Genomic DNA, 24,517 nt, shown 5'->3' with positions numbered 1-24,517 from the left:
CTAAAAGAGATCTTTAATAGAAGTACTATTCAATATTATCGGTAAATAGATTGACGAAGTGAAAATTTTACTCTAATCTCAACATATATTAAAACAAAGCATATATGACTAGTTTTTTGCGGGTAGGTTGGTACTGAAAAATAATAAAGTCATCTATAAAATTTTTCAGCTAGAAACTATTTTCATTCAAAAATCCCCCTATCTATATCACTCACTCTAGTCAAGATATGCTCAATACCTATTTAATATCTACCTAAGGGAGTAACCAGAATTTATCACCATGTTGCAATACTTACAAGAAGTCTTTCCGCTTTTGGAGTCCGCTTTCTGGTTGACCCTAAAAATCTCCTTTTTAGGGATTTTGAACGCATTAATATTGGGATTAATAATAAGCTTAACAATCTTTTTCAAGATCCCTCTATTAGCACCTATTAGTAATGGATTTGTGGCATTTTTCCGCAATACCCCACTCCTTTTGCATCTCTTTTTTCTCTATTTTGGATTACCAAGAATGTTTGGCATCTTATTAAGTTTTGAAACAACAGCTCTCATCGGTCTTTCACTCTTAGGAGCGGCCTATATGGCAGAGGCTTTCAAAAGTGGGATTACACAAATAGCTGCCTCACAACTTGAAAGTGGTAAAGCTATTGGTCTCAATCGTCTTCAAATAACCCGTTATATCATTATTCCTCAAGCGCTCTCCTACTCTATTCCGGCGCTAGGAGCGAATGCTATTTTTCTCTTCAAAGAGACATCAGTTTTTACTGCAATTGCAGGTACAGATATTACAACTGTGATTATCAATTTAATCAGTAATATAGGGCATACCAATGAAAATCTACTCCTTTTAGTCGCCGCTTATGCCATTGTTATTATCCCTTTTACCCTCTTACTTTCACTACTTGAGCGGAGATTGCGCTATGCAGAATTTGGGGCTTGATATCTTAGATTGGATTACGATAAAACGCTTAGCGACCGGCCTCTATTTCACATTAGAGGTGGCTTTTATCTCTATTGCTCTTACGCTTATATTAGGGGTTTTAGCAGGTATCATTAGAACTTCACAACATATCGTTATACGTCTCCCTTTTAAGATCTATTTAGAGATTGTCAGAGTATTGCCCACATTAGTACTCCTCTATCTGCTCTACTATATTTTGCCAACACTGATAAATATCGATATCACAGGACGTACAGTGGGGGTTATCGCTTTTACTTTTTGGGGTACAGCAGAGATGAGCGATATTATTAGAAGTGCAATTCTCTCGCTCCCCAAACATCAACGGGAATCAGCAACTGCAATCGGCTTAAATACTCGACAAATATTCTATTATGTCCTACTACCACAAGCATTAAGAAATGCTATTGGCCCAGCATTAAACCTCTCTTCAAGAATTATTATGACAACATCTCTATTAGTTCTTATTGGCGTACAGGATGTCACTAAAGTAGGTAAAGAAATTATTGAATACGCCGCTATGATGAATAACTCATTAGCTCCATTTTGGATCTATGGCCTGCTCCTATTACTCTTTTTTGCCATCTGTTACCCCATATCAAAACTTGCTACCTATTTCAGCCGCCGTTAATGCAATACGTAATGACAAATGGATAGTCACAATTTAGTCAGTCAGTTATTAAAAGTCATTAAAAATATGAGCCATTAAATAATCAGGATTACTCGTGCAATCAGGACTATTCAAACGATTAAGACGACGAAGAGAACCATAACCACTGAAACAACACCATTAAATCATTGAACCATCGAATATTATTTAAATAATACCTTTCAATAAAGAGATAACGTTATCTATGACAGCTCTATTAAAAATTTCACATCTTTATAAATCCTACTCTCAAAAACAGGTTCTCAAAGAGATCAATCTAGAGGTTAAAAAAGGTGAAGTAGTTGTGATTCTAGGCCCTTCAGGATGTGGAAAATCAACATTATTGCGAACGATTAATGGGTTAGAAAAGATCGACTCCGGCTCTATTCTCTTTAAAGGGAAGGAGCTCAATCAGCCTAAAACAGACTGGACGAAAGTAAGAGGTGAAATAGGGATGGTCTTTCAAAGTTATGACCTATTCCCCAATATGACACTCCTTGACAATATCTTACTAGGTCCATTAAAAGTCCAAAAAAGAGCACGCAAAGAAGCGTTACAACAGATAGAGCTACTTTTAACGCGAGTTGGATTACTCGATCGTAAAGATGCTTATCCAAGAGAATTATCAGGTGGGCAGAAACAACGAATCGCTATTGTTAGAGCCTTGGCAATGAATCCTCAACTTATGCTTTTTGATGAAGTAACCGCTTCTCTCGACCCTGAAATGGTCAGAGAGGTTTTAGAAACAATCTTAGAATTAGCCGCAAGCGGAATGACAATGCTCATTGTTACTCACGAGTTAAATTTCGCACGTAAAGTTGCCGACAAAATTATTTTTATGGAGGAGGGAGAGATCTTAGAAATTACAGACCCTAAAACATTTTTTACACAACCGCAGAGTGAACGAGCTCAACAATTTTTAACCATCTTTGATTTTTAAAAATAATCACTGACTTAAGATTTCATTGAGTTTTAGCGCCTTATCTCTAAAAACGGAACAATTTTATAGGTTCTCACTGATCAATTTAACTCATCATCAGCTCATATTATCCTTTAAATATTGTCCCCTAAATGATAAGGAATTCGATTAACCCTCTTATTTTTAACTAAAAATAAGTCATTACCGTTAGATACAACTATAAAAGTTACAATTCACAACCAATCTACCAAGGAGTTAAATATGAATAAATTATCTAAAACACTCAGCATCGCCTTACTTAGCGTCACTACCCTACTATCAGGCTTCTCCTTTGCAGCAACAGAAGATGGGAGCTTAGAGCAAATTAAGAAAAATGGAAAACTACGTGTTGCAGTATTTAGTGATAAACCCCCTTTTGGATATGTTGACCGAGAAGGTCAAAGCCAAGGTTATGATATTGAGTTAGCAAAGGCCTTAGGAAAGAACCTTTTTGGCACTGAAGAGAGCGTCACCTTTGTATTAACAGAAGCTCAAAATCGTATTAATGTGTTAGATGCCAACAAAGTAGATATTACGCTCGCAAATTTTACTGTAACGCCTGAACGTAGCAAACAGGTAGATTTTGCTGAACCTTATATGAAAGTCGCTATTGGTCTGGTAACGCCTGAAGGAGCCCCTATTACAGATCTTGCTCAATTAGATGGCAAAACTGTGATTGTTAATAAGGGGACAACAGCAGAAACTTACTTTGAGAAAAATCATCCTCAAGTAAAACTGCAAAAATATGATCATAACTCAGAAGCTTTTGCCGCATTAAGAGATGGTAGAGCTGTAGGGTTAGCGCATGATAATGCCCTACTCTATGCCTGGGCCAATAATAATCCCGACTTTGTTGTCTCCATTCAAAAAATTGGCCCCGATGATGTGATTGCACCAGCTGTTAAAAAAGGGAATGATTCACTATTAAATTGGGTGAATGCTCAAATAGAAGCCCTTCAGGCGGAAGAGTTTTTTCATCAAGCTTATGACAAAGCTGTACGTCCATTTTATGGTGACAAAATAGATCCTGATAATATTGTGATTGACCAAAGTAACAAATAGCAACAATACAATAACAGTAAGATAAAGAGGATAATGGAGAGGATTGTGATCGCTGAAATCTGAATTATTACTTGTGATTTGTGATTTATTAATTAACTTAATAAATAATTATTGCAAGCGACATTATTGCTAATAACTTTTCACGATGCTTTAACAACAGTTTTTTAATTATTATAAATGGTCTTTAATGATTAATAACCATTATGAGAGCACCATGATCTTTTGATCAAATCCTTTTATGTAACCCTCTATATTAGCCACTAAGATCTACCGTTTCTTAGTGGTTTTTTATTAATCCTCATAAGTGGATTCTGGCATAAATCCCTTGCTCTCCCCCATCGCTATTATGATAAAATCTACCTAGATAACAACCATATTCTCTTAGGAGTAAAATCGATGAAAAAAATCCTTCTCACAATCTCCGTCGCACTTATTTTAGGCTCAAACCAGTTCGCTGTCGCAAAGATGCCGGCATTAACAACACCTTCAATGAGCGATCAAGAGTATGCTGAAACACTCGGATTTGAACTCAAAAAAGAGAATCCTGATGCCGATAATAAGAGCGCTTCAGAAGAAGACAATAGAGAAAAAACAACCGATGAAGCTCAAGTAGCAACAGAAGAGAGCGAAAAGAGTGCCGCAAAGCCACAGATTGAACTCAAAAAGCTTGTTTATCGCTGTGATATCTCGCTTTCACAACCTTTTCCACTCAAAAACCCTGAAAAAGTGGAGCTTGCTTTAGGTAATCTCTCTAATGATGATGAGATGGTGATTAAACTTAAAAATACCCCGATTAAATTGAAAAAAAGCCATTTTGAACCTGAGCATCTACATATCTGGAGTAATACCGATAACAACATCTTAATGACATTAGAGGTGGATGAGGTTTATGAAGATAACTTTGTTAGAGCGCAATCGGGAACCTTAACCATCTTAACGCCTAAGTTAAAAGAGGAATATAAAGCGGTTCATAGCTGTCGCCGTTAAACGGATAAAAACATCTAGAGATATCGAATCATCTCTAACGATTCAAATGAAGGGGTGCTGATCATCGGTATCCCTTCCCTCTCTCTGATTGTCCCGAAGATACAGGCTTCTGCACCTAGGTGTTGCTGAAGAGCTTCAATATCTTCAACAGCAATCTCTTTTTTTAAGTTTTGTACTTCAACGATAAATTGCGGTCGCTGATTCTGCTGTTCAAAAAGAATCTCTAATTGATTATTTTCACTTTGACTCTTAAAGCCTGTAATCAAACCACAAACGCGCTTCTCATCACCAATATAGTATAGAGCATCTTGCACAAAGAGATAATTTGAGGCGAATGCTGGTAGCTGAATTAATCCCAATAATGTGCTTACCATTAAGAGTCTTCCCAAAATACCTCTCTTCTTGCTCACATCTTCCACCCTCATGCTAATCTCCTTCTCAATTTTTGCACTATATCTAAATGATAAGATAGATAACTCCCTCTCATGCATCGTCTCTCGGTGCGATTTTGATTATCTCATCATTACCACTCCATAATGCTATCACACAACCTTCATATCGGGAGAATCCTATTGAGAGCAGATATTACGATATAATGAATATCACAAGAATACTACAAAGGAACACCACAGCCTACTAAAGCAGAAATATCCCCAAAAGATTAAAACAGATCAACAGAGATCACTCTGAGTAGGCGCTTCAAAATGATTAATCAGGATTAATTCAAATAGATTAATTCAAATAATTAAATATTTAAAATAGATACATAGATAAAGAGATGAGAGAAGAGAATCAGAAAAATATTGCTCCCCAAAAAAATCACCAAGAGTCAAAGTGCGATCGTACCTATATTCAAAAAGAGATTCCCAATGGAGTCCCCATTAAGATGTGGGCCCGAGGTGTCCCTTTTGATGAGCAGACAAAAAAGCAACTTTCTGATACGGCTCAAGTGCCGGTGATCTTTCGCCATATTGCAGCAATGCCAGATGCACATATGGGAATGGGATCTACTGTTGGATCTGTTATTCCTACTAAAAAAGCGATTATCCCGGCAGCAGTCGGCGTTGATATTGGCTGTGGAATGATCGCGCTTTTAACTTCATTAACGGCTGCCGATATGCCGGACAATCTTCATCCTATCCGTCTTGCTATTGAAGAAGCGGTTCCCCATGGGAGAACTGTTGGAAAGGGACGAAGAGATATTGGCAGTTGGCAGGAACCCCCTAAAATAGTTGATCACTACTGGCAACAACTTCTCCCTGATTTCCAGAAGATCACTGAGAAATATCCCAAGTTAGAAAAGAGCAATCATTACCATCACTTAGGGACTTTAGGCACGGGAAATCACTTTATAGAGCTCTGTACCGATGAATTAGATCGTATCTGGGTCATGCTTCATAGTGGCTCTCGCGGCGTTGGTAATGCGATAGGCACCTTCTTTATCGCACAGGCTAAAAAAGATATGGAGAGCCATCTTGCCAACCTTCCCCATAAAGATCTTGCTTACTTAAAAGAGGGAACAAAACATTTTGAAGATTATGTTGAAGCCGTTGAATGGGCACAAAATTATGCACGACTTAATCGAGAAGTGATGATGCAAAATACAATTACCGCATTACGAAGAGTGATTAAAAAACCTTTTACAACGACCTCTGTAGCTGTCAATTGTCATCACAATTATGTCCAAAAAGAGCAACATTTTGGAGAAGAGATCTATGTTACACGCAAAGGAGCGGTATCTGCACAAAAAGGAGAGTTGGGAATTATCCCCGGATCGATGGGGGCTAAAAGCTATATTGTTCGAGGCTTAGGAAATCCCGATAGTTTCCAATCCTGCTCTCATGGCGCCGGAAGAGTGATGAGCCGAACTGAGGCTAAAAAACGTTTTACAATAGAGGATCAAAAGAGAGCAACTCAAGGGGTTGAATGCAGAAAAGATCAAGCCGTAATCGATGAGATACCGATGGCTTATAAAGATATTGATGCCGTCATGGCTGCGCAAAAAGATCTCGTTGAGATTGTGCATACCTTAAAACAGATCGTTTGTGTGAAGGGGTAAAATCTTTAATATTTTAGATAAAAAACAAGAGCCCCATTTTAATAATGGCGGCTCTTAAATATTTCTATCGACTCAACATCTAAATAGCTATCATCTATTATTTCGCTACCTTTTCCCTCCTAACCTCTCTAGCTATTGAGAGAAGGAGTTATGGATGGCTCTTTCGCTAAACTTTGCTCAACACCATCAACCGAAACTCTCAAATTAATAACACCAATCGCTATAGCAGCAATCACCCCCGGAATAGCTATGACTAAAAAGTTCATCTGATGACTTAATTCAAAACTTAATAATGCACCGGTTAAAACAGGACCGATAATTGCACCTAATCGCCCAATTCCAGAGGCCCATCCCATTCCTGTTGAACGAACAAAGGCCGGATAATATTGTGCAACAAAGGTATAGAGTAATATTTGAGAGCCGATTGTCGCTGCCCCGGCAATAGCAATTAAAGTATACAGCACAAAAGTGGGCGTATTAAAACCTAGCAGAACTAAAGAGACCGCTCCGGAGAAAAACATAATACTTAGGACCGGCTTTAAGTGATAACGATCAGCCCATGCACCACCCCCAATTGCACCAATCATTCCCCCAATATTCAGTGCAAAAAGGAAGATCATACTTGTTCCTAGACTATAACCTGCTTGAATCATCAGTTTGGGTAACCAACTTCCTAACGCATATACCATCAAAAGGCACATAAAAAAAGCGACCCAAAACATCAGCGTACTAAATGCTCGCCCACTTTGAAAAAGCTCTTTCAAAGGCGCTGACTGTACATTTTTCTCCTCTTCTTGAGCATATCCCTCTGCATCTATTTCGATATTTTTACCAGCGACTAACGAAGCAATTTTTTGAAAAAGTGTCAACTCTCGCTTCTTCGCTAAAAAAAGGAGAGATTCCGGCAAATAACGCCAAATAACAGGAAGTAGAATCAGAGGAATTCCTGCAATATAGAACATAATTCTCCATCCATGATCGGCAACCAGCCAACTTCCTAATAATGCAGAGCTCATTCCTCCGATGGCATAACCACTAAACATAACAGCCACTACAGTACTCCTGATTCTTTTAGGGGCATATTCGGTCATTAAAGCGACTACGTTAGGCATTACACCACCAATTCCTAATCCTGCTATAAAGCGAGTTATTCCAAAATGGAGCGGAGAATCGACTAATCCCCCTAAGACGGTGAACCCACTAAAAATAAAAACACAGATCATAATTGTCTTTTTACGACCAATTTTATCTGAAATAGTCCCCAGCAACATCGCTCCAAACATCATGCCGAAAAGTGCTGTAGAGGCTAACATCCCCGCTTCAACCGCTGTTAACCCCCACTCATTCATTAAAAGTGGCAATGCAACGCCATAAATTACTAAATCATAACCATCAAAAATAATAATTAGCAAACACCAAAACAATATTTTCCAGTGAAAACTTCCAAAACGCGCATGATCAATCAACTGGCTGATTTCTGCCTCATTTTTAATCCTCATTTTTAACTCCTTAGTAGTTCAATCTACCTTTTATATTTATATTTATATTTATATTTATATTTATATTTATATTTATATTTATATTTTACTAATAGTGTATTTTACTTTTACTGTGTTTATTTTTGTTTTTATACTTATTTTAGATCTATCTAAATCTAAAGTTTGTAAAAGTAAACATTATAATTATTGATTGTGAGTCTTAGGCCACAACTAAATCAATGCTCTAGTTCTATACCCAAATTTCCTAATATTTTTAAGGTCTATAGCTATCTTTTTATCCCCCCTTTTTTATTAAAAACAGATTCAAAATGGATCAAACTCACCATTTTCTCAATGCCCAATAGGTCACCAGACCAAATACAGACCCCCATAATACTGAAGAGATCCCCCCAAAACTTACACCTGAAACAGTAACTAAAAAAGCAACTAATGCCGCTTCCTTCTCCTCTTCATTTTTCATTGCTAAAGAGAGATTTCCGCCAATGGCGCCCAATAGAGCTAAACCAGCAAGTGCCGCAATCATCTCTTGTGGGAAAATTGTAAAAATAGTGACAATACTTCCAGCAAAAATAGCCCCTAAAAGATAAAAAACACCATTAAATACTCCAGCAACATATCTCTTTTCTGAATTAATATGTGCCTCTTTTCCTAGACATAAAGCAGCGGTGATTGATGCTAGAGCTATCGTAATTCCACCAAAAAAAGCAACAAAAACAGAGACAATCCCGGTAATTATTAACACTGGCTTTGCTGACATAGAGGAGAAGCCACTAACTCTAATCATCATCATTCCCGGCAAAAATTGACCTGATAACGTTACAATAATTAGAGGAATTGTTAAGTTAAAAAAAGAAAAGAGAGAAAATTCAGGCCATGTAAATGAGGGGGTACCTAAGTTAAAAGAGAGCGCACCAATATCTGTTTTTCCCAACATTAGACTAATCATTAAGCCACCTAACATAACCCAAATAATGCTATATCGAGGGGCGAATCTTTTAGTTATTAAAAAAATAACCATCATAGAAAAGACCAAAATAGGTGCTATTTCAGATACTTGAAAAAGTCTCAATCCAAACTGAAATAAGACACCTGCCATTAATCCCGCCGCTAACGATTGAGGAATAAGCCGTAGCAACTTGTCAAAATAACCACTCCAGCCAATCCCTATCATCACTAATCCGGTCAATATATAGGCTCCTACAACCTCACCTAAAGAGATATCTGGGAATAATGAAACTAATAATACAGTACCCGGTGCAGACCATGCGGTAATGATGGGTATTTTATACAACATCGACAGAATTATGCCTGCGATAGCCGATCCGATCGATACTGCCCATACCCAAGAGGTAGTCAACTCATACGATACCCCCGCAACATTAGCTGCCTGAAAATAGATTACTAATGGCCCAGAGTAAGAGATAATAACCGCTAAAAATCCGGCAACCGTCGCAGATAAAGACCAATCTAACAATAAATTATGGAGCCGTTTTATCATAAAGCCCCTCCTTTGTAGTTATAGACCTTGATCGCCTCCGGCGACAGGGATCACAGTAGCAGTAATATAAGAGGATTCTTCAGATGCTAAAAAAAGCGCTACTCTTACCTGCTCTTCAATGACGCCATAACGTTTGAAGTAAGTTGAATCAATAGTTTGATCTACAACCTCTTGCATCCATCCTTCTTCATCCGCTGTCAAAGGATTTTCATTTCTTGGAATGACGCGTGGTGGCGCTTCTGTCCCACCGGTTGCAATGGCATTAACACGAATTCCCCTATCGGCATATTCAAAGGCAAGGGATGCAGTCAGAGCGTTAACACCCCCCTTAGCTGCAGAGTAAGGACCGCGTAATATCCCCCGAGTCGCTACAGAGGAGATATTGACAATAGTTCCATTTTTTTGTTTAACCATTTCAGGAATAACGGCACGACAACTCCATAAAGTGGGGAAAAGGGAGCGATAGATTTCCCGCGTAATCTCCCCCTCTGTAAATTGATCAAATGGTTTCATCCAAATAGCCCCGCCAATATTATTAATGAGAATATCAATCTTCTGATAGCGCCCTAACGCAAAGCGAACCATCTCTTCAGCTCCATAATAACTCTCTAAATCAGCAATGAAAGCGCTCGCAATCCCCCCTGATTCATTGATTTTTTGGGCAACCTCTTCAACTAGAGGTGATTTATCTACTAAAATCACTATTGCCCCTTCAGATGCCAATCCCTCAGCAATTCCCTTCCCGATTCCTTGAGCCGCCCCCGTTACTAAAGCGCTCTTATCTTTAAACCTCGTTGATACCATTTTTGTCGATGTCATAAAAAGCTCCTTATCCTTATACATTGATCCTTAGACATTGGGCGTAAAACGCTCATAGTAGAAATTAACAGGCTCAACGTCCTTCTCTTTTAACCACTTTTGAACGGAGTCAACCATCGGTATTGGCCCACAAAGATAGAGATCAAATGTAGGATCATTAACCCACTCCATCTCAATATGTTCCATCACATATCCTTGTCGTACACCTTTACTTGTCGCATTAAAAACCACGATACGATAATCAAACCACTGATGATTTGCTCTAATCTCTTCTAGTCTCTCGACACCAACAAGATCTGCTTCATTAGTTACACCATAAACAAGATTAACCGGTTGCTCATTATCACTTAGCGCTAAAGTTTCTAACATTGAGAGAAAAGGAGCGATGCCTGTTCCACCCGCTAAAAATAGAGCTGGCTTTGTCAATGATCTAAGATAAAAGCTGCCATATGGACCTGTAAATTCAAATGGGGTTCCTCTCTCCGGATGATTCTCTAAATAGGAGCTCATTAGACCTTCCGGAACATTGCGAATCACAAACTCAACAAGGTTACTCCCTGGTATCGAACTAAATGAATAGGATCGAGTCTCTTCGGTTCCCGGAACTTTTAAATTAATATATTGCCCAGGTAAAAATGAGAGATTTTCCTGCTCAGGTTTTAACTCAAGCTGTAGAACAAAAGTGGAATCAGAGACTTTATCTAAAGAGCTGACCATTGCCTCATAAGTATGAACAGTAGTCTTACAGATTTCCGAGGTACTTTGGATCTGGTAAACGCCATTAGACTGAGGGATACATTGACACGCTAAGATATATCCTGCCTGAGCTTCCTCATCCGTTAAGGCATCTTCGATGTAATTATCCTCATCCATCTCATAACGGCCCTCTTCACAAAAGGCTCGGCAAGTACCACAAGCGCCATCTCGACAATCGAGTGGGATATTGATCTTTTGACGGTAAGCAGCATCTGATAAGGCTTCTCCTTCCATCACTTTAATAAATTTTGTAACTCCATCTTCAAACTGCAAAGCAACTTCATAAGTTGACATATTATTTCCCCCTAATAGTGATCAGAAGTAGTGCTTCATCGCACCTTTTTTCTTTGAATTATTTTTATTGATCTATTGTTCAACTCTGGATTTTGATTTTTGATTCGTTTTTATTATTTTTTACGACTATGGCTCAGCAAAATAGCTACCTCCCAATAATGTTCTCTCTCTTTTGAAGAGCTTCTATTTACAAGATCACAAGATCACAAGATCAGTTTTATAAAATCTACTCTAAAGAGAAAACAATCCTTATAAGGAGATAGCCATCACAAATCACCTAAATATGATAGATATCGATAACCTGATTAATATAATCATTTTTTAAAACAACATATTTACTGAGGATAAGAGGCTTCTCTCCACTAAAATCAATCTCATATTGAGACATACCGAAATAGGTCTGAACTTTTTTATAACGAAAGCTGAGAGTATGCCAATTAAATCTTACAGTGCAGATTTGATTGTTCTCTTCCAAAATCTCAATATTAGTGATGTTGTGCGAGGTTCTAGTATCAGGCATGGTTGCGGAAGATCTTTCTGTTTTAATCCGGAATACCCTATCTTCCAACCCTTGCTTATCGGGATAGTAGATTAATGAAATCTCTGATTGAGGATCTTCGGTCAGTTGATCTCTATCATCCCAAGCAGGCATCCAAAAAGTTGCCGTTTCTGCATAACAGGTCAACCACTCATCCCATTGCTCATCATCTAAATAACGCGCCTCTTGATATAGAAACTTAGCAACATCTTCAATTTTTATCTCTCTATTATTGGACATTACGCTTCCCCCTCTATCTCTTTTTGTAACTCTGCTTCAATACCTTTCTTAATACTCGCTAGCCAATATTCATGTTGTGCTAAATAGAGCCCTTCATCCTCTGTTTTAATACAACTTAACTTAGGATTAAGTCCAATTTCATTAGCAACATCGTCGGGACCTTGCACCCAGTGAGCCGCGCCTCTTGACATATCATTCCACTCAAGAGTGATACCATCATATCCAGCTTGACAAGCTCTAAACTCTTCTAAATCATCTGGCGTTGCCATCCCTGAAGCGTTAAAGAAATCTTCATATTGTCTAATACGTCTCGCTCTTGCTTCAGGCTCTTCACCGACAGGAGCAATACAGTAAATTGTCACTTCAGATTGATTTACAGAAATAGGTCTAACGACTCGGATTTGAGACCCAAACTGATCCATTAGATAGACATTTGGATAGAGACAGAGATTTCGTGAGCGCTCTACCATCCATTTCGCCATAGGTTCACCATATTTCTCCTTATACTCTTCAAACTTAGAGTAATTAGGGCGATCTTCAGGATTTTCCCATTGTGTCCATAGCAACATATGCCCATTTTCAAAACCATAAGAGCCACCGCCCTGCTTACCCCATGCACCAGCACTCATTGCTCGAATATTATCTTCGGCAGCTTGTTTCTCTTTACGATGTTGAGTCGTTGCAGCATAGTTCCAGTGAACAACTGAGACATGGTAACCATCTGCACCATTTTCAGCAGTTAACTTCCAGTTCCCATCAAAGGTATAGGTAGAAGAGCCACGTAAAACCTCTAAACCTTGATCTGACTGATCGACTATCATATCGATAATTTTAGTGGTCTCCCCTAAGAAACTCTCTAGAGGTGCTACATCTGGATTTAAACTTCCAAAAAGAAAGCCTTTATAGCTCTCAAAGCGCGGAACTTTTTTAAGATCATGAGAACCATCTTTATCGAAAGAGTCCGGGTATCCGCCCCCTTTTGGATCTTTTACTCGCAAAAGCTTTCCAGAGTTATTAAAAGTCCATCCATGAAATGGGCAGGTATAGGTTGAACGATTTCCACTTTTATAGCGGCATAATTGCGCTCCTCGATGGGAACAGGCATTAATTAATGCATTAAGCTCTCCATCACGATTTCGCGCGATAATAATTGGCTGTCTACCAATATAGGTTGTGTAGTAATCATTATTATTTTTGATCTGGCTCTCATGCGCTAAAAAGACCCAATTCCCCTCAAAAATATATTTCATCTCTAGCTCAAAAAGCTCTTCATCAGTAAAAACTGAGCGATGTAATTTAAATTCTCCTGTCTCATAATTTTCCACCAATAAATTATCCAATTTATCTAGATAACCTTGTGATATAACTCTCTCATTCATGAGCTTCCTCCCTTTTATTGTTATTAATGTCTTACAGCTTATTTTGCTAGGCAACAGGCAGGACTAAAATGATAAATGAAGACCAATCATTAAGATTTAATATGTAGCAAATCAAGATCAATGAATGTTAATGAGTATCGATAAATTTCGATGAGTGTCGATCCGCCAAACTTTCCTTGGCGACATACAACATTAGTATCAGCAATAGTGGTGCAGGTATATTTACCACCAGGAATCTCTATATGACTCTTCTTTAGATGCTTCTTTATTTATCCCATCAATTTTAAATCTACTTTTCTGCTTTAATTATTTATCTTTCGATTACCTATCTTCGATTACTTATCTTCAATTTATTATCTTAGTTTTAAATCCTCACCTTGATATTTATACCCTAATGTAATAATTATGGAGTGTCTAAGACTAAATTTATCTAAAATAAGACTTTTGAGGTATAGTTTATGGAGTTACGTCATTTAAGATATTTTATAGCGGTTATTGAAGAGCAGAGTTTTACAAAAGCAGCTGAGAAACTTTGCATGGCTCAACCCCCATTAAGTAAGCAGATCAAAAATTTAGAAGAGTCTCTCGGAGTGGAGTTGATTGATCGATCAAGTCGCCCTCTTAAGCCCACAAAATCTGGGGAGATATTTTATGCTAATGCTTTGATAATATTAAATAAGGTTACTGAAACAAAAGCACTGACTCAAAATTTACAAAATAGCGAGGATACGATCAAAATTGGATTTGTGGTCTCTCTACTCTATGGTCTATTGCCAAAAATTATCTACAGTTATCGAATGCTTCACCCTAATACTAAGATAGAGCTAATCGAAATTGGAACGGTAAAACAGATTGATGCTTTAAAAAGAGGAGAGATCGATATCGGTTTTGGTCGTATACGTACCTCTGACCCCGAGATTCATCGCTCTCTTTTAAGAGAAGAACCTCTCTCTGTTGTTGTTAGTAATCAGCATCCGTTTATAAATCATCCTCATAAAATCACTTTGGCAGAGATTGCCTCAGAAAATGTTCTTCTCTACCCTAATCATTCATTTCCCAATCTCTCTACCCAGATCTCTAATATATTTACAAACCATGGTTTACAATTAGATCGCTCTGAACTTGTTAGAGATATCCAATTAGCGTTAGGATTAGTTGCCGCTAATGAGGGGATCTGTATTGTTCCTGCCAGCGCCGCTAAAGTATCTGTTGATAATGTTAGTTATTTGCCTATCGCTGATCACTTTGCAACCTCTCCTATTATCTCTTCTATACGCGAAACAGAGAATAGAGAAAAAGTTTTAGATCTCTTTTCAAGTATTAAACATGTTTACAATAGTGAAGGGATGTTGAGTGATGAAAAGACGATTGATAATATTCTTAAAGAGTTCAAAATTAATCATAAAAAGATTAAATCTCAATAGAGAAATCATTAAGAGGCAAAAAGATAAAAACTATACAATAATAAAACCATAAAAAACCGACACTACATTACATTAGTGTCAGTCCTCTATTAACCGATAAAACTTAGATACTAAAACAGTATATTAGAGCCTGTCTAAATAATACCTATCTAGATAATATCTTAATCTCTCCCTCTAATTACCCCAACCAGCCTGTGGCGATTCCTATTCTAAAGGCGATACTTGCAAAAATTAAGCAGAGAACTGTTCGAATAAACCAAATCACTAAAATTTGCCAAAATTTTACAGGGATCTTTGTTGCTAAAATACAAGGGACACTTCCCGAGAGAAAGAGCACACTACCGATTGATGTCACAGCAGCAATATAACGAATAGAGAGATCTGCCTCATTGAGTAAAATTGCTGGCAAGAACATCTCTGCTAATCCTGATGCAATTGCACCACTATGTTCAGAGGCTCCCTCTAATCCTGTTATTAAGAGTGCCGGCTTTAAAACAACGCCGATCCAATCAAATAGCGGTGTATATTTTGAGAGAATAAGCCCGGTAAATCCGATAGCTAAAATTGAAGGCGCAACAACCGATGACATCTTTAAACCATCTTTGAAGTTTCTCCAAAGGGAGATAAAGAGCCCTGGATTTGCTTCATATTGCGCAATTGCGAGATCTTTTGCATGCGCTAGACGACTCTGATTTCCATCATTATCTGGTAATGGATTGTCAGCTCTATTATCGAGACGTGATATCGGTGGGATATAAGCTGTGATCGTTGTTGTTAAAAAAGTAATCAGAAAGGTACTCCAGAAGAAGAAGTTCCAAGCACCCATGAGATTCATCGTTTTAGCTACAATAATCATAAATGTCGCCGAGACTGTTGAAAACCCTGTTGCAACAATCATGGCCTCTCTTAGAGAGTATTTTCCCTGACGATAGACACGATCTGTAATCAATAAACCAATGGAATAACTCCCTACAAACGATGCAACAGCATCAATAGCAGATCCTCCCGGCGTTCTAAATAGAGGACGCATTAAACGCTCCATAAAGACAGCAACAAATTCTAAAAAACCAAAACCTAATAGAAATGTTAATGCTACTGCTCCAACTGGAATTAAGAGCCCCACCGATAATGCTAGCTTTTCAAACAGAAAAGGTAACATATCGGGCGTCATCGCCCAAGCAGGAGCCCATCCTGTTAAGTAGAGAATAGCTAAAATAAACCCTAATACTTTAAATGCAGAGAATATTTTCTCGCTTATAGAGTTTTTATAATTTCCTGAAATATAGGGATAGAATGCTCCAAATGCCATAATCAGCATAATCGCAGTTAAAGCAAAGGGACGCATTTGATGGATCACAAAGCCAGCGATATGATCCAACATAATTGTCTCTTTTCCCCCAATATCGATTGAGATAAAAAAGAGCGCAACTCCCACCAAACTGTAGAGAAAAACTCGGGTTAACATCAAGCTCTCCGAACCTTTCTTCTTTCTATTCTCTCTTAAAACATCATCCATATCATCTTCCTCCGATTAAATTCTATCGTTATACTTATCGCCATTTTTTCGTCACTTTTATCATTATATTTATTGTTATATTGTCTTGTATGTTGACTTTTGTTGACTATTGTTGACGCTTGCTATTTTGATAACTGTTTTTGATAGCTATTTTTGATAGCTACTTTATGACTACTACTGCCACTCATCTCTAACCAGTGTTTTCTATCTCTAAAAGTAGCTATCGTGATCCCTTATAATCACGCTTAATCCTCTAACAGAGATCCGTGATTTCAGAACCTTGATAGATCACTCTATTATTTAATGTACCGCCTAACCAATAACTCAGTTCTGCAGGGTGAGTGACATCCCAAGCAACAAAGTTGGCTAATTTACCAACCTCTAAAGAACCCTCATTTTCTTCTATACCTAGTGCAAAAGCTGCATTATAGGTCACGCCTGCTAATGTCTCTTCTGGGGTAAGTTTAAATAGTGTGCATCCCATATTGAGTGCTAAACGGAGTGAAAGAAGTGGAGATGTTCCGGGATTGAGATCCGTTGAAAGTGCGATCTTAACGCCCTCTCGCTTAAATGCATCAATGGGAGGATATTGGGTTTCCCTTAACATATAAAATGCTCCCGGAAGAAGAACCGCTACCGTTCCTGATTTCGCCATCGCTTTTGCATCAGAATCATCTGCATACTCCATATGATCTGCTGATAATGCACCATATTTTGCAGCTAATGTCGAACCGTGCAGAGATGAGAGTTGTTCCGCATGCAATTTAATCGGAATATTATAGTTTTGAGCGGCGATAAAAAGTCTCTCCACTTGCGCAGGGGAGAAAGCGATATGTTCACAAAAGGCATCGAGCGCATCAATGTCACACTGCTCAACAACTTTCGGAAGAACCTCTTCAATCACATAATCGATATAACGATCTGAATCATCCCCAAACTCTTTAGGAAGTGCATGAGCGGCTAAAAAAGTAGTATGGATAGAGATCGGCATCGTCTCTTTTAAGCGCGCAATCACCGAGAGCATCTTTAATTCAGATTCTAAATCTAAACCATAACCAGACTTAATCTCAACGGTTGTTACACCATCTGCCATCAGATGCTCTATCCGCTTTTTAGCTGTCAGAAAAAGTTCCTCTTCAGATGCTTGACGTGTTGCATTAACAGTACTCTGAATACCACCACCGCGCTTTGCAATCTCCGTATAGCTCACCCCTTCTAAACGCGCCTCAAATTCCTCACTACGATTTCCACCAAATACTAGATGGGTATGACAATCGATCAAGCCGGGGGTGACCAATCGACCTTCAAGATCTATTTTTTCATAATCGCCATCCACATCAGTCAATTGAGCCTCAGGGCCAATCCATTGAATTTTTTGATCATTAGTCACAATAACCCCTTTTTCGATCAGATTATAGTGCCCATCAGCCATAGTGACGATCTGACAGTTATGCCAAATTTTTTGATTCTTATCTCGATTCTCCATTCTCTACTCTCCTCTTTTTTCTTTCTTCTCTCTTCATCTTCTCTGCTCTTTCTCTTCTTTTAGAGCCGTTACAACCCTCGTGTAAACTCCCAAATAAAACGAGCCGCAACCCGCGCGCATAGATCATCATGATCACGTGATGGAAGATACTCTACAAAATCGAGAGCTTGTAATTTGCCACTCTCTTTAATCTTCTTCCCCAAATGGAGATAGAGTTGAGGGTCAACACCTAAAGATGCAGGTGCCGATACCGCAAACATACTACTTGGCGATAGTGCATCTAGATCAAAACTGAGATAGATTAGATCGACTTTTTCTAAAAACGCTACTAATCGAGCTTCAAGTACTGGAAGATTTCCCAAGTGGCACTCATAATCCCAAATGATCTCTGCTCCACTACTATGTGCTGTCTCTAGAAGAGAGCCTGTATTTCCAACTTCACTTGCACCAATACAGAGATAATGAAAGGGGCGATTCTCTCTTTGACAATACTCTTGTAACTCTCTAAAAGGTGTCCCCGAGGTTGATTCTGCCGCTAGGCGCATATCGAGATGAGCATCAAAATTGATAATCCCTATCTTTGCATCACGATCACTCTTATAGAGTCCTAATCCATGGGCATAGGCTGTTTCATGTCCACCCCCTAACACCACTGTTTTATTGTGACTTCTCTGTAGTAAGACAACGAGATCTGTTAAGGCATTTTGAGTCGCTTCAAGAGATTCTCGATAATGAATCGTGCCGCAATCTATCAACTTTTCATGCCCTTGATGCGCAGCAAAATTAGCAAAAACTCTTCGTAGCTGATCTGGTGCTTCTGCCGCCCCCACCCTTCCACGATTTCGCTTAACGCCTTCATCACAAGCAAAGCCAATGAGAGCATTTCGCTCACTAAAGTTAAATTGAGGCTCCTCTACAATAGGAACAACTTGGAACATTCGCTTTGCAGACTGACTCTCATGGCTATCATCACGTCCTGTCCAGATCTCATTCGCTGTTTTTTGCCAAAAATTTATCATCTTTCCCTCACTTATAGATCTCTATCCATCTCTTTACATCTTTATAGCGCTTAAACAGAAAAATGATATTCCCCAATGACTCTCCTCCCCTTTTCTTCATCAGCATAATCAATAGATATCGCCTTTAATAGCAATCTATAACAATCCATAACAATCCATAGCAATCTTTAGATGGGATAATCTTTACATAAAACTTTGTATGAAAACCTTATATGGAAGACTTATATGAAAGCTTTGGATAAAGACTCATGCTATTAGAAGATCAGTAGAAAGAGGAGACTCATTAGAGAATATCGATCAGCTCTATGATAAGCGCTATCAATGATCCGATAGGTCTATTTCACCATCGGTAGATTTAAGCCTTGCTCTTTTGCACACTCAATAGCAATCTCATAGCCTGCATCTGCATGACGCATCACACCGGTAGCAGGATCGTTTGTCAATACGCGCGCAATTCTCTCTGCCGCTTCATCTGTACCATCACAAACAATCACGACTCCAGAATGTTGAGAGAAGCCCATACCAACACCACCACCATGATGGAGAGATACCCATGTTGCACCGCCTGCAGTATTGAGTAACGCATTGAGTAGTGGCCAATCTGAAACGGTATCTGAACCATCCTTCATCGCTTCAGTTTCACGGTGCGGACTAGATACAGATCCTGAGTCGAGGTGGTCACGACCAATCACTATCGGTGCCGAAAGCTCACCACTACGAACCATCTCATTAAATGCAAGACCGAGTTTCGCACGATCGCCTAAACCAACCCAGCAGATACGTGCCGGCAATCCCTGGAAATGGATACGCTCTTTTGCCATATCTAACCAACGATGGAGAGACTCATTATCGGGAAGTAACTCTTTCACTTTCGCATCGGTCTTATAGATATCTTCTGGATCTCCCGAAAGCGCAACCCATCTAAATGGACCGATACCACGGCAGAAGAGTGGGCGAATATAAGCCGGTACAAATCCTGGGAAATCGAAAGCATTCTCAACGCCGACATCTTTCGCCATTTGACGAATATTATTACCATAGTCAAAGGTCGGCACGCCCATTTTTTGGAAGGCTAACATCGCTTCAACATGTTTACCCATCGACTCTTTTGCTTTCTGTACAGTTCCTGCAGGATCTTTTTTCGCAGCCTCTTTATACTCTTCCCATGTCATGCCAATCGGGAGATAACCGTGAAGTGGATCGTGTGCGCTCGTCTGGTCAGTCACCATATCAGGACGAACACCGCGACGAACAAGCTCCGGTAAAATCTCTGCAGCATTCCCATGAAGTGCAATCGAGATCGCTTTACCTTCTTGAGTATATTTTTCAAGACGCGCTAATGCATCATCGAGATCATCTGCTTGCTCATCAACATATCCCGTACGAAGACGGAAATCGATACTCGATTGTTGACACTCAATATTGAGAGAAGACGCTCCAGCTAGCGTTGCTGCAAGCGGTTGAGCGCCACCCATACCGCCTAAACCGGCAGTTAAAATCCATTTTCCTTCTAAAGAACCACCATAATGTTGGCGCCCAGCTTCCACAAAGGTCTCATATGTTCCTTGAACAATTCCCTGGCTACCGATATAGATCCAGCTACCTGCTGTCATCTGTCCATACATCATTAAGCCCTTCTTATCGAGCTCATTGAAATGCTCCCAATTTGCCCAATGGGGGACAATATTGGAGTTTGCGATTAAGACTCGCGGCGCATCCTTATGGGTCTTAAAGACACCTACAGGTTTACCTGATTGTACAAGGAGTGTTTCATCTGCTTCAAGCGCTTTTAATGTCTCAACAATCTTATCAAAACACTCCCAATCACGAGCTGCTCGGCCAATTCCCCCATAAACAACAAGCTCTTTAGGATTCTCTGCTACATCAGGGTCAAGATTATTCATCAACATTCGAAGCGCGGCTTCTGTTAGCCAACTCTTAGCATTTAATTCTGTTCCTCTCGGTGCGCGAATCTCGACATCTCTATAACGATCATTATTATTAGACATAACTCTTATCCTCCAAACTAAGATTGTGTGATGTGATCTCTCTTTATGGAGATCACCTCTATTCGATCGAAGCTTTATATATTTAAAGCATGGGATTTAGAGATTTGAATAGTGGTCTTGAGTATTGATCTACTCTCGCCCCGAGCCTCCTCCCTAAACCCGACACCTAAAGCTTCAAATTTTTAATCAATTTCTTTCTTTTCATTTTTAGCTCTGAAGCTAATTTCATTATATACATAGCTATTTCTAAATGTCTATACATTTAATTATTGTATAGACATTCCAAGATCTAATCACACGAAACGCTTTGATAATAGAGAGATACCATCATCCTTAATGTCAGAGAAACTCCCATAACAGATCGATTTTCGCATGAGATAATAATGAATTACCCTAAGTTGTGGGCTATAATTTGCCTACTCATTCATTCAGTGCCGGAAAAATATGCATGTCGATCCCAATATATAAAAAAGTCCAGAACTATATTCTTGAAAAGATAGAAAATAATGAATATAGCGAAGGCGAACAGATCCCTACGGAACAGGAGTTGTCACAGCTCTTTAATGCTAGCCGTATGACTATTAATCGTGCCATTACTGAACTGAGCAGACAAAATATCCTAAAGCGCATCCAAGGAAGTGGTACATTTGTGATGCCTAAAAAAGCTAGCTCTCAACCATTAACTGTTGTAGATATTGTCGGTGAGATCGAAAATCGGGGTAATCGTCATCGTGCTGAAATTATTGCGCAAAAGCTATTGCCGGCAAGTGGCTTAGTCGCTAAAAAGTTGGAAGTGCCAATCGAATCGACACTCTATTTCTGCCATATTATCCACTTTGAAAATGATCTCCCACTAGCAATTGAGAAGCGCTATATCCCTCATCAATTGGTCCCTAATTTTTTTGAGCAAGATTTTTTAAAGATATCGCCGAGTGGATTTCTTCTCAAAAATTATGATTTAACGGAGATGGAGCATTCAATAGAAGCAACGGTCGCAGATGAGACCTTAAGTCGCTACCTCAAAGTAGAATTAGGTTCTGCTTGCCTCGATATTAAGCGAAGAACTTGGAGTTCTATCGGTCTCATCAGTTATGCTGAATTTATCTACCCTGCTTCTCGCTATCGCCTGCACTCTCGCATGCGAGTCGATGAATATATGCGCTTAGGCATCCCGATGGATTCAATCTAGATAGAGATCTTCTCCCGCCACAGACCAGAGCACTTAAAACTTTTAAACTTCTTCATAAAAAATGCCATATACCCTAGAATCTGAGTATATGGCATTTTGTTATGCTTTTATGCTTTATTTTTATATTTCAATACGTTAGATAAATATAGTATCTCTACATCATCCCTAAGAAAGTCGGTAACCCGAGAGAGATAAAGGGAATATATGTAATCAATAGCAGGAAGACAATTAAGATCATCAACCATGGAAGTGCTGCTCTAATCGTACTTGTGATCGGCATACCTGTTACAGCAGAGGAGACAAAGAGGTTAAGGCCAATAGGTGGTGTAATTAACCCAATCTCCATATTCACAACCATGATGATCCCTAGGTGAATCGGATCAATACCAAGCTCCATCGCAATGGGGAAGAAGATCGGCGCCAAGATCAGAATCACCGCTGATGGCTCCATAAAACTACCCGCAATTAGTAACACAATATTAACAATCACCAAGAACATCCACGGTGAGAAGCCCATATCGATCACCCAACTTGCGATCGACTGCGGAATCTGCTCAGTGGTTAAAACATGTGCAAAAAGCATGGCGTTCGCAATGATAAACATCAGCATCACCGTCATCTTGCCTGACTCTAACATCACCTTAGAAAAATCACGGATGCGCATATCTTTATAGACGAAAAGTGCTACAAACATTGAATAGACAGCTGCAACAGCTGCCGCTTCAGTGGGCGTATACATTCCGCTATAGATACCACCTAAAATGATCACCATAAGGAGCAATCCCCAAAGTGCGCGTCTAAAAGCAACAAACCACTCTTTTACACTAACGCGAGGTTGGGCCGGCAGTTTTTTAATACGCGCAACAATATAGATCGCTGCCATTAATGCTACGCCTAAGAGTACGCCGGGGACAACACCTGCCATAAACATCTTACCAACCGATTGCTCTGTAGCTGCCGCATAGACAACCATAACGATAGAGGGCGGAATTAAGATCCCCAACGTTCCGGCATTACAGATAATGCCTGCACCAAACTCTTTGGTATAACCTGATTTAACCATGCCGGCAATTGCAATTGAACCTACTGCGGCCACTGTTGCCGGACTCGATCCTGAAAGTGCAGCAAAGAGCATACAAGCAAGCACTGAGCCGATTGCAAGCCCCCCTCGAATATGACCAACGCAAGCATTTGCAAAGTCGATCAGACGCTGCGCAACGCCTCCGGTTGTCATAAAAGCACCGGCAATGAGGAAAAAGGGGATTGCTAAGAGCGTGGAGTGTTCGGAAGTCTCAAACATCTTAATCGCTAAACTACGCGGAGAGTCGGGACTAAAAAAGATAATGGTTAATGCGCTCGACAGACCAAGTGAGATGGCAACGGGAACACCAATCAGCATCAAGGCAAAGAGCAACACAAATAAGAATAATATGGTCATTTTTTCGCTCCTTCTTGATCATCTGCTAACTGAACATGCTCTGCATGTGCAATCTCTTCTAAGGCATCTTTAGCTTCATCAGCTAAGCCCAAGCCATCTTGTTGATGAGTTATAATTTTATATCCGATCTCAAGATAACGCAGAATCAATAGGAAGAAACCAACAGGAACAATCATCGTAATATGCCAGCGTCTAATACCAAAACGATCGAGATCTTCCGCTAATGTTCCAAGCTTATAGAAGTTAAGCACCCAATCTAAGCTGGCAAATAGCATAATACCGCCATAAAGAAGGCAAGCACCAAGGCCAATATAGGCTAATAATCGTTTAATCGGTTTATGAAATAATTTAACTAAGGCATCAACGCCGATATGCCCACCAATACGCACACCATACGACATACAGAAGAAGATTAACCAAGCAAAACAGGCCGCTGTAAAACGGTTAGACCAATTCATCGAAGTCGCCAGATCCATCATTGAATCGCCCACATCGAGGAGAAAGTCTTCCAGTTTTGAGGGTTCATCTCCCGCCACCCAATCTGCTAAGCTGTAAAAGGGGGTATAGAGATTATTGAGCATCGTGTAGATAAAAGTCACGAAGGTCATCGCGCTTAAAATGAGAACTGTGACAAATTTTTCAATCTGCTGCCAGCCTCTATCAAGTTTTTGATATGTACTGATAAACATTAGAAATCCTCTCTTTTTTACATACAGGGATCTACACCCTTAACTCTGCTT

General features: G+C 39.3%; 21 protein-coding genes. 8 read left to right on the top strand and 13 right to left on the bottom strand.

Translation table 11 applies throughout. The annotated features are described in order from the left end of the window. Window positions 1-280 precede the first annotated feature (280 nt). The 5 genes from DC082_RS01150 to DC082_RS01130 all read left to right on the top strand — a co-directional run bounded on the left by DC082_RS01150 (window position 281) and on the right by DC082_RS01130 (window position 4,614). Window positions 281-940 carry an ABC transporter permease subunit gene (locus DC082_RS01150; protein ID WP_109235388.1) on the top strand — a complete coding sequence of 220 codons (660 nt, stop codon included), beginning with the start codon at window positions 281-283 and terminating at the stop codon, window positions 938-940. After that, window positions 921-1,589: an amino acid ABC transporter permease gene (locus DC082_RS01145; RefSeq protein ID WP_109235387.1), complete on the top strand. Its 669-nt coding sequence runs from the start codon at window positions 921-923 to the stop codon at window positions 1,587-1,589. The genes DC082_RS01150 and DC082_RS01145 overlap by 20 nt, the downstream gene beginning before the upstream one ends. Before the next feature lie 223 nt (window positions 1,590-1,812). Beyond that, window positions 1,813-2,547, top strand: a complete 735-nt coding sequence (locus tag DC082_RS01140; RefSeq protein ID WP_109235386.1) for an amino acid ABC transporter ATP-binding protein — start codon at window positions 1,813-1,815, stop codon at window positions 2,545-2,547. Between the two features lie 240 nt (window positions 2,548-2,787). Next, window positions 2,788-3,627, top strand: a complete 840-nt coding sequence (locus DC082_RS01135) for a cysteine ABC transporter substrate-binding protein (protein ID WP_109235385.1) — start codon at window positions 2,788-2,790, stop codon at window positions 3,625-3,627. 396 nt (window positions 3,628-4,023) lie between these two features. Continuing rightward, the gene (locus tag DC082_RS01130; RefSeq protein ID WP_109235384.1) at window positions 4,024-4,614 is read left to right on the top strand and encodes a hypothetical protein; all 591 of its coding nucleotides are present in this window, start codon (window positions 4,024-4,026) and stop codon (window positions 4,612-4,614) included. 14 nt (window positions 4,615-4,628) lie between these two features. On the opposite strand, the gene DC082_RS01125 is transcribed toward DC082_RS01130, so the two are convergent. Continuing rightward, complete coding sequence (locus tag DC082_RS01125) at window positions 4,629-5,024, bottom strand: hypothetical protein (RefSeq protein ID WP_133243669.1); 396 nt, start codon at window positions 5,022-5,024, stop codon at window positions 4,629-4,631. 476 nt (window positions 5,025-5,500) lie between these two features. Here DC082_RS01125 and DC082_RS01120 point away from each other — a divergent pair, with 476 nt between their 5' ends. Further along, window positions 5,501-6,673, top strand: a complete 1,173-nt coding sequence (locus DC082_RS01120) for an RtcB family protein (RefSeq protein ID WP_229821614.1) — start codon at window positions 5,501-5,503, stop codon at window positions 6,671-6,673. 128 nt (window positions 6,674-6,801) lie between these two features. On the opposite strand, the gene DC082_RS01115 is transcribed toward DC082_RS01120, so the two are convergent. The 6 genes from DC082_RS01115 to benA form a co-directional block, all read right to left on the bottom strand. Beyond that, a complete protein-coding gene (locus DC082_RS01115; RefSeq protein WP_109235381.1) occupies window positions 6,802-8,172 on the bottom strand; it encodes an MFS transporter in 1,371 nt (456 codons plus the stop codon). 319 nt (window positions 8,173-8,491) lie between these two features. Further along, window positions 8,492-9,670 carry a benzoate/H(+) symporter BenE family transporter gene (locus tag DC082_RS01110; protein WP_109235380.1) on the bottom strand — a complete coding sequence of 393 codons (1,179 nt, stop codon included), beginning with the start codon at window positions 9,668-9,670 and terminating at the stop codon, window positions 8,492-8,494. 18 nt (window positions 9,671-9,688) lie between these two features. Then, window positions 9,689-10,474, bottom strand: coding sequence for a benzoate diol dehydrogenase BenD (gene benD / locus DC082_RS01105; RefSeq protein ID WP_109236155.1), 786 nt, complete (start codon window positions 10,472-10,474; stop codon window positions 9,689-9,691). A 45-nt stretch (window positions 10,475-10,519) separates the two neighbouring features. After that, a complete protein-coding gene (gene benC, locus DC082_RS01100) occupies window positions 10,520-11,539 on the bottom strand; it encodes a benzoate 1,2-dioxygenase electron transfer component BenC (RefSeq protein WP_109235379.1) in 1,020 nt (339 codons plus the stop codon). Window positions 11,540-11,816: 277 nt separating this feature from the next. Further along, window positions 11,817-12,317, bottom strand: a complete 501-nt coding sequence (gene benB, locus DC082_RS01095; RefSeq protein WP_109235378.1) for a benzoate 1,2-dioxygenase small subunit — start codon at window positions 12,315-12,317, stop codon at window positions 11,817-11,819. Continuing rightward, window positions 12,317-13,696, bottom strand: a complete 1,380-nt coding sequence (benA, locus tag DC082_RS01090) for a benzoate 1,2-dioxygenase large subunit (RefSeq protein ID WP_109235377.1) — start codon at window positions 13,694-13,696, stop codon at window positions 12,317-12,319. Before benA ends, benB begins: the two co-directional genes overlap by 1 nt. 458 nt (window positions 13,697-14,154) lie before the next feature. Between benA and DC082_RS01085 the strand changes: the two genes are divergently transcribed. After that, window positions 14,155-15,120 (top strand): LysR family transcriptional regulator, encoded by a 966-nt coding sequence (locus DC082_RS01085; RefSeq protein WP_109235376.1) that lies wholly within the window; start codon window positions 14,155-14,157, stop codon window positions 15,118-15,120. Window positions 15,121-15,298: 178 nt separating this feature from the next. Here the strand turns inward: DC082_RS01085 and DC082_RS01080 are convergent, their stop codons facing one another. From DC082_RS01080 to hutU, 4 genes are all read right to left on the bottom strand, one after another. Beyond that, a complete protein-coding gene (locus DC082_RS01080; protein WP_109235375.1) occupies window positions 15,299-16,636 on the bottom strand; it encodes a YjiH family protein in 1,338 nt (445 codons plus the stop codon). 253 nt (window positions 16,637-16,889) lie between these two features. After that, window positions 16,890-18,122 carry an imidazolonepropionase gene (gene hutI, locus DC082_RS01075; RefSeq protein WP_109235374.1) on the bottom strand — a complete coding sequence of 411 codons (1,233 nt, stop codon included), beginning with the start codon at window positions 18,120-18,122 and terminating at the stop codon, window positions 16,890-16,892. 68 nt (window positions 18,123-18,190) lie between these two features. After that, window positions 18,191-19,141: a formimidoylglutamase gene (gene hutG / locus DC082_RS01070; RefSeq protein ID WP_109235373.1), complete on the bottom strand. Its 951-nt coding sequence runs from the start codon at window positions 19,139-19,141 to the stop codon at window positions 18,191-18,193. A gap of 335 nt (window positions 19,142-19,476) precedes the next feature. Continuing rightward, window positions 19,477-21,150, bottom strand: a complete 1,674-nt coding sequence (gene hutU, locus DC082_RS01065; RefSeq protein WP_109235372.1) for a urocanate hydratase — start codon at window positions 21,148-21,150, stop codon at window positions 19,477-19,479. Window positions 21,151-21,598: 448 nt separating this feature from the next. On the opposite strand from hutU, the gene DC082_RS01060 reads away from it, so the two are divergent. After that, the gene (locus tag DC082_RS01060; RefSeq protein ID WP_109235371.1) at window positions 21,599-22,339 is read left to right on the top strand and encodes a UTRA domain-containing protein; all 741 of its coding nucleotides are present in this window, start codon (window positions 21,599-21,601) and stop codon (window positions 22,337-22,339) included. A gap of 154 nt (window positions 22,340-22,493) precedes the next feature. Here DC082_RS01060 and dctM read toward each other — a convergent pair whose 3' ends face one another. Together dctM and DC082_RS01050 are read right to left on the bottom strand one after the other, a co-directional pair. Further along, complete coding sequence (dctM, locus tag DC082_RS01055) at window positions 22,494-23,777, bottom strand: C4-dicarboxylate TRAP transporter large permease protein DctM (RefSeq protein ID WP_109235370.1); 1,284 nt, start codon at window positions 23,775-23,777, stop codon at window positions 22,494-22,496. Continuing rightward, entirely contained in the window at window positions 23,774-24,466 is a 693-nt protein-coding gene (locus DC082_RS01050) for a TRAP transporter small permease (RefSeq protein WP_109235369.1), read from the bottom strand. Before DC082_RS01050 ends, dctM begins: the two co-directional genes overlap by 4 nt. Window positions 24,467-24,517 lie beyond the last annotated feature (51 nt).

Source organism: Ignatzschineria indica, assembly GCF_003121925.1.
Taxonomy (GTDB): domain Bacteria; phylum Pseudomonadota; class Gammaproteobacteria; order Cardiobacteriales; family Wohlfahrtiimonadaceae; genus Ignatzschineria; species Ignatzschineria indica.
This window is presented reverse-complemented; position numbering and strand designations above follow the sequence as displayed.